The 13,250-nt window shown below is 63.7% G+C and carries 11 protein-coding genes; 4 read left to right on the plus strand and 7 right to left on the minus strand.

The window, feature by feature from the left end; translation table 11 throughout:
* Nucleotides 1–144 precede the first annotated feature (144 nt).
* Complete coding sequence (uvrB, locus tag A5777_RS16630; RefSeq protein WP_005208941.1) at nt 145–2,307, minus strand: excinuclease ABC subunit UvrB; 2,163 nt, start codon at nt 2,305–2,307, stop codon at nt 145–147.
* A 79-nt stretch (nt 2,308–2,386) separates the two neighbouring features.
* On the opposite strand from uvrB, the gene A5777_RS16635 reads away from it, so the two are divergent.
* Entirely contained in the window at nt 2,387–2,908 is a 522-nt protein-coding gene (locus A5777_RS16635; RefSeq protein WP_064863485.1) for a DUF402 domain-containing protein, read from the plus strand.
* A gap of 5 nt (nt 2,909–2,913) precedes the next feature.
* Here A5777_RS16635 and coaE read toward each other — a convergent pair whose 3' ends face one another.
* The 3 genes from coaE to rpsA all read right to left on the minus strand — a co-directional run bounded on the left by coaE (nt 2,914) and on the right by rpsA (nt 7,031).
* Nucleotides 2,914–4,107 carry a dephospho-CoA kinase gene (gene coaE / locus A5777_RS16640; protein WP_064863478.1) on the minus strand — a complete coding sequence of 398 codons (1,194 nt, stop codon included), beginning with the start codon at nt 4,105–4,107 and terminating at the stop codon, nt 2,914–2,916.
* 54 nt (nt 4,108–4,161) lie between these two features.
* Complete coding sequence (gene aztD / locus A5777_RS16645) at nt 4,162–5,382, minus strand: zinc metallochaperone AztD (protein WP_156529408.1); 1,221 nt, start codon at nt 5,380–5,382, stop codon at nt 4,162–4,164.
* 179 nt (nt 5,383–5,561) lie between these two features.
* Entirely contained in the window at nt 5,562–7,031 is a 1,470-nt protein-coding gene (rpsA, locus tag A5777_RS16650) for a 30S ribosomal protein S1 (RefSeq protein ID WP_064863480.1), read from the minus strand.
* Between the two features lie 305 nt (nt 7,032–7,336).
* Between rpsA and A5777_RS16655 the strand changes: the two genes are divergently transcribed.
* Entirely contained in the window at nt 7,337–7,924 is a 588-nt protein-coding gene (locus A5777_RS16655) for a 2'-5' RNA ligase family protein (RefSeq protein WP_064863486.1), read from the plus strand.
* A 36-nt stretch (nt 7,925–7,960) separates the two neighbouring features.
* Nucleotides 7,961–8,800 carry a class I SAM-dependent methyltransferase gene (locus tag A5777_RS16660; protein ID WP_064863481.1) on the plus strand — a complete coding sequence of 280 codons (840 nt, stop codon included), beginning with the start codon at nt 7,961–7,963 and terminating at the stop codon, nt 8,798–8,800.
* A gap of 45 nt (nt 8,801–8,845) precedes the next feature.
* Here A5777_RS16660 and A5777_RS16665 read toward each other — a convergent pair whose 3' ends face one another.
* From A5777_RS16665 to A5777_RS16675, 3 genes are read right to left on the minus strand one after another with little or no spacing between them, the layout of a single operon-like run.
* Nucleotides 8,846–9,634: an amino acid ABC transporter ATP-binding protein gene (locus A5777_RS16665; protein ID WP_269447010.1), complete on the minus strand. Its 789-nt coding sequence runs from the start codon at nt 9,632–9,634 to the stop codon at nt 8,846–8,848.
* Entirely contained in the window at nt 9,631–10,593 is a 963-nt protein-coding gene (locus A5777_RS16670) for an amino acid ABC transporter permease (RefSeq protein ID WP_064863482.1), read from the minus strand. Before A5777_RS16670 ends, A5777_RS16665 begins: the two co-directional genes overlap by 4 nt.
* 3 nt (nt 10,594–10,596) lie before the next feature.
* Entirely contained in the window at nt 10,597–11,532 is a 936-nt protein-coding gene (locus A5777_RS16675; protein ID WP_197502404.1) for an ABC transporter substrate-binding protein, read from the minus strand.
* A 429-nt stretch (nt 11,533–11,961) separates the two neighbouring features.
* Here A5777_RS16675 and A5777_RS16680 point away from each other — a divergent pair, with 429 nt between their 5' ends.
* Entirely contained in the window at nt 11,962–13,122 is a 1,161-nt protein-coding gene (locus tag A5777_RS16680) for a lipase family protein (protein ID WP_005208717.1), read from the plus strand.
* Nucleotides 13,123–13,250: the final 128 nt, after the last annotated feature.

A 13,250-nucleotide genomic window follows, 5' to 3' on the forward strand; every position in this document is an offset into this window, starting at 1 on the left:
ACCTTCGCGGACTTCATCGATCACGACAACTCTAGAGTCACCTGAATCGGCAGGATAGTGTGCCACGCAACATTTGTCCGATGATCACGATGATCGCTACATCCCGAACCCCAGTGGGACGAACGTCCCACTTTCCAGAGACGGTTACTTGATTCCGGCAGCATCCATACCGCGCAGCTCTTTCTTCAGATCTGCGATCTCGTCGCGCAGCCTGCCCGCGAGTTCGAACTGCAGATCGCGAGCCGCGCTCATCATCTGCTCGGTGAGCTGCGCGACCAGATCGGCGAGTTCGGCCCGTGGCATCGACCCGACGTCTCGCTTCTCGATGACTCCTGCGGAACCGCCCTTCGCCTTGGAGACCTCTCCCTGCGCTCGCCGTCCGCGGCTGGCGTTGCGGCCGGAACCTCCGACATCGACGACCGAATCCTCCGCCTCGCGGTACACCTGATCGAGAATGTCGGCGATCTTCTTACGCAACGGTTGTGGATCGATACCGTGCTCTTTGTTGTAGGCGACCTGCTTTTCGCGACGACGCTCGGTCTCTTCGATCGCGTTGCGCATCGACTCGGTGACCGTGTCGGCGTACATGTGCACCTCGCCGGAGACGTTACGGGCGGCACGCCCGACCGTCTGGATCAACGACGTCGTCGACCGCAGGAACCCTTCTTTGTCGGCGTCGAGGATCGCGACGAGCGACACCTCGGGAAGGTCGAGTCCCTCGCGTAGGAGGTTGATACCGACCAGCACGTCGTATTCGCCCGACCGGAGCTGCCGCAGCAACTCGACCCGTCGTAGGGTGTCGACCTCGGAGTGCAGGTACCGCACCCGGATACCGAGTTCGAGGAGGTAGTCGGTGAGGTCTTCGGCCATCTTCTTGGTCAACGTCGTCACCAGCACGCGTTCATCGCGCTCGGTACGGTCGCGGATCTCGTGGACCAGATCGTCGATCTGCCCCTTCGTCGGCTTCACCACGATCTGCGGATCGACCAGCCCGGTCGGGCGGATCACCTGCTCGACGAACTCTCCGTTGGACTGGCCGAGTTCGTATGCGCCAGGCGTCGCGGACAAATAGACCGTCTGCCCGATGCGTCCGACGAACTCGTCCCAGGTGAGCGGACGGTTGTCGACCGCAGAGGGCAACCGGAACCCGAAGTCGACCAGATTGCGCTTGCGCGACATGTCACCCTCGTACATGCCGCCGATCTGCGGAACCGTCACATGCGACTCGTCGATCACGAGCAGGAAGTCATCGGGGAAATAGTCGATCAGCGTTGCGGGGGCGCTGCCCGCAGGCCTGCCGTCGATGTGGCGCGAGTAGTTCTCGATGCCCGAGCAGAACCCGACCTGCCGCATCATCTCGAGGTCGTAGCTGGTCCGCATGCGCAGGCGCTGCGCCTCGAGGAGTTTGCCCTTGCCCTCGAGGTCGGCGAGACGCGCCTCGAGCTCTTCCTCGATGCTCGTCATGGCCTTCTCCATGCGCTCAGGTCCCGCGACATAGTGCGTCGCGGGGAAGATGCGCAGCGTGTCGACCTGTCTCACCACATCGCCGGTCAACGGATGCAGGTAATAGAGCGCCTCTACCTCGTCACCGAAGAACTCGATCCGCACCGCCAACTCTTCGTACGACGGGATGATCTCGACGGTGTCGCCCCGGACACGGAAGCTACCGCGGGTGAACGACATGTCGTTGCGTGTGTACTGCACGTCGACCAGCAACCGGAGCAGTGCGTCGCGGTCGATCTCGTCGCCGACTTCTACCTCGACCGAACGGTCGAGGTAGGACTGCGGCGTGCCGAGACCGTAGATGCACGACACCGAAGCGACGACCACCACGTCTCGTCGTGACAGCAGGCTCGACGTCGCCGAGTGTCGCAGACGCTCGACGTCGTCGTTGATCGACGAGTCCTTCTCGATGTAGGTGTCGGTCTGGGCGATGTACGCCTCGGGTTGGTAGTAGTCGTAGTACGAGACGAAGTACTCGACAGCGTTGTGCGGCAACATCTCTCGAAGCTCGTTGGCGAGCTGCGCAGCAAGCGTCTTGTTGGGCGCCATCACGAGCGTCGGGCGCTGGACCCGCTCGATCAACCACGCGGTGGTCGCGGATTTACCGGTACCGGTGGCGCCGAGAAGGACGATGTCGCGCTCCCCCGCCGCGATGCGACGTTCGAGGTCGTCGATCGCCTTCGGCTGGTCACCTGCGGGCTCATACTCGCTGACCACCTCGAACCGACCCTCGGTACGTTCGACGGCACCGACCGGACGGTGCTCGGAGTGCGCGAGAATCGGGTGTTCGGTAGCAAAAGCCATAGTGCCAGGGTAAACGCGACCTGTGACAATTCTGTTCCGGATTCACGCACACCCCGTGACCTGCGGTTAGGGTGTGACGATGTCCGATCTGCACCCGCCGAAGCGGGAGATCTTCGACGTGCCCGCGATGATCAATACCGACAACAAGGGATTCGTCCGTCCGGTGGAACGCTACGAGGAGGCCTCGTTCGGTCTCTACATGTCGCGCACCGCCGATCACCCCAGATTCAGCCATCTCGAGTCCTGGCTTCTTCCTGCGCTCGGACTTCGCGCCAACATCTTCCACTTCGTCGAAGGACACCGGACCGGGCAGCGCCTCTACCTCGACATCGGGCGTTTCCAGGGCCCCGACACCGACGGCCGCTGGCACGCCGAGGACTGGTATCTCGATCTGGTCGACGTCCCCGGTCGCCCACTGGAACTCATCGACGTCGACGAACTGTTCGAGGCACACATAGCCGGCCTGTTGTCGACCGTCGAATGTGAGGAAGCCGTCCATATCGCCCGACGCGCACTGGTTGGTGCGGCAGAACACGACCACGACATCCAGAAGTGGCTCGACGTCGCGAGCGGTGGGCATGTGTCGTGGCTCGACGGCTGATGGCGCTACATCTCCCGACGATCGGCACGCCAGGCGGCGACTCGCGCATACGCGCTGTCGAACCAGGGTTCCTTCGCCGAGACGTAGGCGTCGCGGTCGCCGTCGGCTGCAGCCAGTGCGGCCCGCTTGACCTCGGCGTACTCGTCACGTGCTGCGGCGTCGGACCGCATCCAATCGCGGAACTCGACGGCGAACCGACCGCCCGGTGAACCCTGCGCCCGCAGATGCACATTGACCGACCGTCCAGGATCGGCCGAACCGTGGAACCTCTTGCCCCAGAGGCCCTCATCGACCGAGCCGGTCTCCGGATCCGGCTTCGGCCGGTCGCTGGTGGTCTTCGGATCACGCGGGAACCCGCCGTCGGCAAGCACGTCGGCCAGAGCATCCGCGACGTCGAGGTCGGCCACGGTGACCTGGATGTCGATGGTCGGCTTCGCGATCAGCCCCGGCACCGCCGTCGAACCGATGTGATCGATCGCCGACGCCTTGTCGCCGACGAGTGCCCACAGTCGATTGACCAGTCGCGCACCTATAGCCGCCCATGCCGGCTCCGGAGCAGCCAGTTCCAACGGTCCGGGGACGATCGTTCGCGAGCGCACATTCTCCTCGTAGGGCACCAACCGCTCGTCCCAGAGCTCGGCGGCAGCCGCCGCGAGATCGTCTGGCGTGCCCGAGTTGTCGAGCCAGACGTCAGCGACGGCCCGTCGCTGTTCGTCGGTGGCCTGGGCGCGGATTCGGGCGCGCGCGTCGTCCTCGGGCATGCCACGCAGCTCGGTCAGGCGTTGGACGCGCAGCTCCTCGTCGGCCCCCACGATCACCACGAGATGGAAGAACGGAGCCATGTTGCCTTCGACGAGCAGCGGGATATCTTGCACCACAATGGCATTCGACGCAGCTTGAGCGAGCAGTTCCTGCGTGCGAGCACCGACCAGCGGATGCGTGATCGAGTTGAGCTTCTGCCGACTCTCGTCGTCGACGAAGGCTTTGGCGGCCAGCGCTGGTCGATCGAGCGTCCCGTCGGCGGCCAGGATGTCGTCGCCGAAAGCCTCGACCAACTGCGTCAGACCGGGCGTGCCCGGTTCGACGACCTCGCGGGCGATCTTGTCGGCGTCGATGTGGTACCCACCCCGCTCCACGAAGGTCTTGGCCACGGTTGATTTGCCGGCTCCGATGCCGCCGGAGAGTCCCACTCGGATCACAGCCTCCAGTGTCGCAAACGCCGAGTCATCACGATCATCCGAGTGGCGACCCGATCAGCCGGTGACGCCGGTGAGCTCGATCGTCTCGTGCGGCAGCGACACCCTACCGACGACCTTCGCCGCGGTGAGGTCGACGGCGTAGAGGGTCTTGGTCGACGGTTCACTCACGTACGCCCGATCGCCCTGAATGAAGAGGTTCGGCATCGGCGACTGCCATTCGTCGGGCTCGGCCCACGCCCGGATCACCGGGATCGACGCGACCTGAGCCGCTGACTGCGGATCGAAGACGTGGAGGTTACCGTCGGTGCCGAGAATCACGGCCTGCCCGTCGGGGCCACGCTCGATGGATCGGAAACTGTAACTCGAGTCGATCGGCACGACCCGCAGCGTGGCAGTACGGGTGTCGGTGAGTGTGAACCGATTCGGTCGCTCGAGGTCAGCGTTCTTGTCGGTCTTGTAGTCGCCGAGAACGATCGGCGAGGCGGCAGTACCGGCCTGATTCCCGATGCGGCCGTACGAGTCGGGGCTCGCTACTTTCGTGATCTCGTTTCCTCGCACGATGAGAATGCCGTTTTCGCACCCGAAGGTGAGTACTCCGTTCGCTGCACCTGCCTCTCCGTGGACGCCCGGGCACTCATCGCTGCGAGTGATCTCCCCGCGCTGCTTGTCGAGTATCGCGATCCCCGACCGTTCGTTCTCATTGCCGAGAGTCACGACGAGAGAGCCGTCGCCGCGTGACACGGCGACTCCGTGATGCGGTTCGGGTGCCGTGTACGTCGTCGACGCGGCCTTTCCCTGCGCCAGCGCGACCGGCTCCACGACCGTGACCTCACCCGTGCCGTCGGAGAACAACGTCAACCGGTCCTCGAACGACACGGCATGTCCCGGCTCCTCACCGCCGAAGGTGATGTCGGTCATGCGAGGTGACGATGAGTAGTGGTGGCCGTGATCCCCGTGTCGGCGGGTCCATACACCCATGTCGAGGACGTGGAATCCATCCGATTCGCTGATCAGGACGTCGCGCCCGTTGTCGGCGCTGTTGAGACGGACGAATCCGTCGACTTTGATGTCGCCGACCTGTGTCAATGAGTCGGCGTCATAGACCAGCACACCGCCGTCGTAGGTCAACGCCAGCCGACCGACCGCGTGCTGCTCTTCAGTCGGGCCCGCCGTGGCGGACGACGCGGCGTTCTGCGCGTCGAAGTCGGTGTCAGGGGCACCGCACCCTGCCACAAGGCATGCTGCGACGGTTGCGAGGGCGGTCCACGTAGTCATTTTTGTCCGATGTGAATGCACGCGGACGAGTGAACACGTTAATGAAAATTATTGTCAACAGCTTATTCCTTTGCCCTGCTGGTCACGCCGACGGCACCGGCAGGGCCGTGCCACGAACAAGAGCGCCTTCCGGACGAATCCGGAAGGCGCTCTTGGCGTTTACGTGCGAGACGCGACTATCAGGCGTTGCCCGACAGCTTCTCGCGCAGTGCGGCGAGCTGCTCGTCGCTGGCCAGCGAGCCACCCGTCGATGCGGGAGCGCTGCTCGACGAAGCGCTGCGGCTCTCCGACGATGCCGACGAGTAGTCCTGCGGGGCCTTCTCGGCCTCGGCTGCGGCAGCAGCGAACTTCTCGATCTGCGCGGTGTGCATCTTGTGGCGACGCTCGGCCTCGGCGTAGCGGTTCTCCCACTCCTCACGCTGCTTCTCGTAGCCTTCGAGCCATTCGTTGGTCTCGGCGTCGAAGCCCTCGGGGAAGATGTAGTTGCCCTGCTCGTCGTAGCTGTCGGCCATGCCGTACTTCGAGGGGTCGAACTCCTCGGTGTAGTCCTCGTTGGCCTGCTTGAGGCTCAGCGAGATACGACGACGCTCGAGGTCGATGTCGATGACCTTGACCATCGCGTCGTCGCCGACGGCGACAACCTGGTCCGGAACCTCGACGTGGCGCTCGGCCAGCTCGGAGATGTGCACGAGGCCCTCGATGCCGTCGTCGACGCGGACGAACGCACCGAACGGAACCAGCTTGGTGACCTTGCCCGGCACGATCTGACCGATCGCATGGGTGCGGGCGAACTGACGCCACGGGTCTTCCTGAGTTGCCTTGAGCGACAACGACACACGCTCGCGGTCGAGATCGACGTCGAGAACCTCGACGGTGACCTCGTCACCAACGGTGACGACCTCGGACGGATGATCGATGTGCTTCCAGGAGAGCTCGGAAACGTGGACCAGACCGTCGACGCCGCCGAGATCGACGAACGCACCGAAGTTGACGATCGAGGACACGACGCCCTTGCGGACCTGGCCCTTCTGGAGCTGGTGCAGGAACTCGCTGCGGACCTCGGACTGGGTCTGCTCGAGCCATGCACGACGCGACAGCACCACGTTGTTGCGGTTCTTGTCGAGCTCGATGATCTTGGCTTCGATCTCCTTGCCGATGTACGGCTGCAGATCCCGCACACGACGCATCTCCACGAGCGATGCCGGGAGGAAGCCGCGCAGGCCGATGTCCAGGATCAGGCCGCCCTTGACGACCTCGATGACGGTGCCCTTGACGGCCTCGTCCTTTTCCTTGAGCTCCTCGATGGTGCCCCAGGCACGCTCGTACTGAGCGCGCTTCTTGGACAGGATGAGGCGGCCTTCTTTGTCCTCCTTGGTGAGAACAAGAGCCTCGACCTCGTCACCGACGTTGACGACCTCAGAGGGGTCGACGTCGTGCTTGATCGACAGTTCACGAGAGGGGATCACGCCTTCGGTCTTGTAACCGATGTCGAGCAGAACCTCGTCCCGATCGACCTTGACGATGGTCCCTTCGACGATGTCGCCATCGTTGAAGTACTTGATCGTGGAGTCGATGGCTGCGAGGAAGTCCTCAGCCGAGCCGATGTCATTGACGGCTACTTGCGGCGAGGTGATCGTGGGGGACGACATATGTTGAGTTGCTCCGGACAGGTATGTAGTAGGTACAGTTCACATTGTTTGAACAGCGATGTCAGGCGACGCGCATCTCGATCACAGTGCGACCGATCAACGTTCTCCCAGGTCATCACACGAGGGTGACGTCCAGGTGACGACAAGCTGAACTGCGCGAAAGATGCCTCCACGCGCTTTGTCCACCTTACTCTAGCGGCGTTGTGCTGGGCAAATACCACTTCTGAGTGCATCCCGCCACCGCGCACACGACACAGCAGGCACACGACACAGCAGGGGTACGACGAGACGCGAGAGGTGCAACGTTGGCGCATTCGGTCGAATTCCTCTTCGACGACGAGTCGGAACGTCGCCTGCGCGCGCTGTGGGATGCGCTCGCGGCGTCGAACCTGCCCAACGCAGGCAGAAATCCGTCGCCCACCAACCGCCCGCACGTCACGGCCGCCGCGACGCATCGGATCGACGCAGCCGCCGACCACTCGATACATCAGTGCACCGAAACCCTTCCGATTCCGGTCACCATCGGGGCACCGCTGGTCTTCGGCCGTGACGACCGCCTCGTCGTCGCACTGCTGGTGGTGCCGACGGCTCGCTTGCTGGCCGCCCATATGCGGGTGGTCGAGGCGCTGTCCGGCCACGCGTTCACCGCCGACGACGAGCCGGGCGTCTTCTCCCACTCGCTGCCCGGATCGTGGACTCCACACGTCACGATGGCGCGCCGCGTGCACTCGGACACTCTCGGCGACGTCGTGGCCGCGCTCGATCTGTCCTCTCACAGCGGTCGCCCTGACGGCGCTCTCGCGACCATCACCGCGATCCGACGTTGGGACGGCGATAGTCGGACAGATGTCGTCCTCGGCAAGCGTCACGAGAGTTCGGACTCGGGCGAATGACTCCCAGGGGTTGGCGGCCGCGACGGATCTAGACTCATGCAGGTGATCGGCGACGACGAGACTCCGCACGCGCCGCGACTGCTCGGACGAATCGATTCGTCGACGAGCGAGGCTGCGAGCCGCACCTGGTGGGACGCAGAGGCACAGGACTATCACCGCGAACACGGCGGTTTCCTCGGCTCCGACTCCCGTGGCGGCGAGTTCGTGTGGGGGCCAGAACGATTGCGAGAGGGAGACGTTCACCTACTCGGCGATGTCGCCGGCCGCGACATCCTCGAGATCGGGTGCGGTTCCGCGCCGTGTTCACGGTGGCTCGTCGCCCGTGGTGCGCGCGCCATCGGACTCGATCTGTCGCAGAAGATGCTCGATCACGGACTCGCCACCATGAAGCGATTCGAGGAACCGCGGGTACCGCTCGTTCAGGCGACCGCAGAGTCGCTGCCCTTTGCCGACGAGAGCTTCGATATCGCCTTCTCGTCTTTCGGCGCAGTGCCTTTCGTCGCCGAACCCGGCCGGGTGATGGCGGAGGCCGCGCGCGTCCTACGGCCGGGCGGCCGCTGGGTGTTCTCGGTGAATCACCCGATGCGCTGGATGTTTCCCGACGACCCAGGGCCTGCCGGGCTGACCGTCACGATGCCGTACTTCAGCAGGACCCCCTATTCCGAGGTCGACGCCGACGGCACGGTCACCTACGTCGAACATCACCGCACCATCGGCGATCGGGTCCGTGACATCCGCGCTGCCGGACTCATCCTCGACGACATCGTCGAGCCGGAATGGCCGGACGACCTCGAGGACGAGTGGGGTCAGTGGAGTCCGCTTCGGGGACAGTACTTTCCGGGCACCGCGGTGTTCTGTTGCGTCAAACCCGGCTGAGCACAACGCAACCGATCACAGCTGAACCGATCACAGCGGGGCCGATCACAACAGCTTCGAGAGGAACGCCTTGGTCCGCTCGTGCTGCGGGTTCGCGAGCACCTCTCGCGGATCTCCCTGTTCGACGACGACGCCGCCGTCCATGAACACCAGCTGGTCGGCAACCTCGCGGGCGAAGCCCATCTCGTGCGTGACCACGAGCATGGTCATGCCTGTCGAGGCGAGTTCCCGCATCACGCCGAGCACATCACCGACCAGCTCGGGGTCGAGCGCCGACGTCGGCTCGTCGAAGAGCATCAGTTTCGGCTCCATCGCCAGCGCTCTGGCGATCGCGACGCGCTGCTGCTGCCCGCCGGAGAGTTGCGACGGATACGACTGCGCCTTGTCGGCGAGTCCGACGCGCTCCAGCAGGTACTCGGCGCGAGAAGTGGCCTCGGCCTTGTTCTTTCGTTTGACCTGCGTCGGCGCCTCGATCACGTTCTCGAGCACCGTCCGATGCGGGAACAGATTGAAGTGCTGGAACACCATGCCGATGTCGCGGCGCTGCTTGGCCGCGTCCTTCGGACTCATCTCATAGAGCTTGCCACCGCGTTCGCGGTATCCGATCAGGTCACCGTCGACGTAGAGTCGACCGGCGTTGACCTCCTCGAGGTGATTGACACAGCGCAGGAACGTCGACTTTCCCGAGCCGGACGGGCCGATGATGCAGAGCACTTCACCGCGTTGCACTTCGAGCGAGATCCCCTTGAGAACCTGGGTGGTACCGAAGCTCTTACAGACGCGGTCGGCGAGCACCATCGGCTGGTCAGCGGTAGCGTCGGCTGCTTCCGTCATAGTTGTCCACCCCCGCCATGCGGGGCACCTTTCGACTCCGTCAATGTCGCCTGCGCTTTACGCTGCTTGTTCGTCATCGCCCGTGTCGCACCCTTCGCGTAATACCGCTCGAGGTAGTACTGACCGACCATCAGGATGCTCGTCACCACGAGGTACCAGGTCGACGCGACCATCAGCAGCGGAATCGGCTGGAAGATCACGCCCGAGATGTCACGCGCACGTCCATAGAGTTCGAGGCTGAACGGCACCGCGGCCACGAGGCTGGTCGTCTTGAGCATGCTGATGACTTCGTTGCCTGTCGGCGGGATGATCACTCGCATCGCCTGCGGGAGCACCGTTCTGCGCATGGTCTGCGACCACGTCATACCCAGCGCCACCGACGCCTCGGTCTGCCCCTCACCCACAGATGACACACCCGCGCGCACGATCTCCGCCATGTAGGCGGCCTCGTTCAGAGCCAGGCCGATGACCGCGAACAGAAATGCCGCGTTCAGCGACTGGATGTCGAAGTGTGCAAACTGCACCGTGAACGGGATACCGAGGTCGATCCGCTTGTAGATCGACGGGAACAGGCCCCAGAACACCAGCTGCACATAGACCGGGGTACCGCGGAAGATCCACAGGTAGACCCACGACGTCGCACGGAGAACCGGATTCGGCGACAGGCGCATGATCGCCAACACCACACCCAGCACGATTGCGATCACCATCGACAGGACCGTCAGCGCGAGTGTGTAGCCGACGCCCGACATGATGCGGGTGTCGAACAGGTACTTGGCGTAGGTGTCCCACGCATACGCCTTGTTGGTGGCCGCGCCGTAGATGAACAGCGCGACGAGGATGAGCACGATCGCCGCGGCGATCCACTGACCGGGATGTTTGAGTGGTACGGCCTTGATCGGGGTCGGCTCCACTTTCGCGGAGTCGACCCCGACTCGGCCGTCAGACGGCGTCGACACAGGTCAGCTGACCGCGCCGTTGATCACAGATTTCTGGATGGCGCCGGCCTCGACGCCCCAGTTCTCGGCGATCTGCTTGTACTGACCGTTGTCGATGAGGTGCTGCACGGCCTGCTGCAGAGCCTGCGTCAACGACGACCCCTTCTGCACCGGGTAGCCGTAGGGCGCCGAGTCGAACACTCCACCGGCAGCCTCGAGCTTGCCGTTCGAGCGCTTGATCGCGTACGCGGTCACGGGCGAATCCGCCGACATCGCGTCGACCTTGCCGAGCACGAGCGCGTTGGTTGCTTCGTCCTGGCTGTCGAACTTCACCTTCTCGATCGCAGGCTTGCCCGCATCGGTGCATGCCTTGCTCTTGGCAGGAACCTCGTCGGTGTCCTCGACGGTGGTCGACTGCACGGCAACCCGCTTACCGCAGGCGTTGTTCGGGTCGATGTTGCCGCCCTTCTGCTGGGCCCACTGCACACCGGCGTTGTAGTAGGTGACGAAGTCGACCTGCTGCTCGCGCTCCTTGCTGTCGGTGAACGACGACATGCCCACGTTATAGGTGCCCTGCTGGATCGCCGGGATGATCTTGTCGAAGTCGGCTTCCTTGTACACCGGCTTGAGACCCAGGACGCCGGAGACGGCGTTCATGAGATCCACGTCGTAGCCGACGATGTTGCCGGAGGGATCCTTGAACTCGTTGGGCGAGTAGGGAACGTTGACACCGACGATCAGCTGGCCCGACTGCCGGATCGGTGCGGGTACCAGCGCGGCGATGGAATCGACCTTGGCGACCTCCACTGCCTTCGACGAGCTGGCTGCCGCCTCGCCACCGCCTTCGTCGGATTCATTGTTGGTACATCCGGCGAGTACCAGTGTCAGAACAGCCACAAGCGCGGTGAACAGACCGCCGAATCGCCATCGTCGCGAACGTGTCGAATGCTGAAGTCGCATCGAAATCCTTCCCCCGGCGCCCCCATGAGCGCCTCGAGACCACACACCGACACACCGTCGGCACTTCGCAATAACTTACTGGCTTCCGGTGCAATCCACCCGGTAGTTACGAAGGATTAACCGTGCTTCGACCCGACGACGCGCCCGAGCACCGGCGCGGCCGGGCGCGTGGTTGTACCCACCCAAATCCCGTATCGATCACCAAGAAAGCACGTACGATTCGAAAATTCTCTCCGCGAACATTTTCTAGAAAACGTGAATTGATGGATTCACGATATAGTTTGCGAAGAGCCTTTATTCGAATTAGCATTCCGAGCGTGATACGCCCCACTCGGCCATTCTGGGTCGCATTGTCCGGATTTGTTGCGGCACTCTTGGCGGCGACGCTCACGGGTTTTCCTCGTGCCCGCAACAGGTTCCGCGAGTCCATTGAAGCCTCCATCCCAGAACCCCTTCTACGGCACGCAGCGAAGTCTCACCCACGTCGCACCCGGTGCCCCACTGAAGACTCGCGTCGTCCAATTGGCCTACGGCGACAAGAGGTTTCCGGCAGTTGCGACGCAGATCCTGTTCCGCACCACGGATCAGTTCGGCACGCCGACGGCAGCAGTCACCTCCATCATCGAGCCGTTGACATCCGGACCGCGAAAACTGATCTCGTATCACTCCCCCTATGACGCACTCGGGTCACAATGCGATCCCTCGTACGCTCTCCGCGGTGGCAATACCGGCCGCGGACCGGAATTCGACGACATCATCATCGGCTCATTTCTTGCGCAGGGATACACCGTCGTGGTCCCCGACTATGAAGGCTTGAAGATGCGCTGGACGATGGGGCGCGAGTCCGCGCAGACCGCTCTCGATAGCATCCGTACCGCTGAGCGACATCTGCGCCTGCCCTCGTCGACGCCGGTCGGGCTCTTCGGCTACTCGGGCGGATCGGTGCCCACCGGCTTCGGCGCCGACCTCGCCGCGAGCTACGCTCCCGAACTCCACATCGTCGGCGCCGCCGCGGGTGGAGTCCTCGTCCAGCCGTCGCACAACCTGCCCTATGTCAACGGAAGCAAGCAGTGGGCGGGCGTGATCCCCGCGCTCATGAACGTCTACAACGCGACCTTCGACCTCAACATCGGCCAGTACCTGTCCCCCAAGGGAACCCAAACACTCGCGCAGACCCAGGGGCAGTGCCTGATCAACTTCGCGACCAAATATCCGGGACTGACCGACACACAATTGCTGCTACCGCAGCATCCGGGGCTGTTGACCGTCCCGGGGATCCCGCAAGCCTTCAACCAGAACTTCATGGGTTGGGTCGGCAAGCCGAGAAATCCGATGTTCCTCGGTGTCTGCAACGTCGACGGAACCGGCGACGGGATCATGATCGACGGCGACGTGCAGGGATTGGCGACCAAGTACTGCCGTGAAGGAGTTCCTACGCAATACAAGACCTATCCCAAGCTCAGTCACTTCGATGCATTCCTGCCCTGGGCACCCGATGCGGAGAAGTTCCTCGCCGACCGTTTCGCTGGGCGTCCCGCGACCTACTGCTCGGGAATTCCGACCGGCAATACCCTGGGCCCCATCAGCTAGTCAGGACCCATCAGCCCGTTCGGTGGCCCGGGGGGACGCGTAGGCCCCCCCGGCCCCCCACCCGGGTGTGGTGGCCCGCCCCCCCCGCTACGCCCGGGGAATCCCCCCCGCCCCCGGGGCCGGGCTGG

This window comes from Gordonia sp. 852002-10350_SCH5691597, from assembly GCF_001665715.1.
In the GTDB taxonomy this organism is placed as follows: Bacteria; Actinomycetota; Actinomycetes; order Mycobacteriales; family Mycobacteriaceae; genus Gordonia; species Gordonia sputi.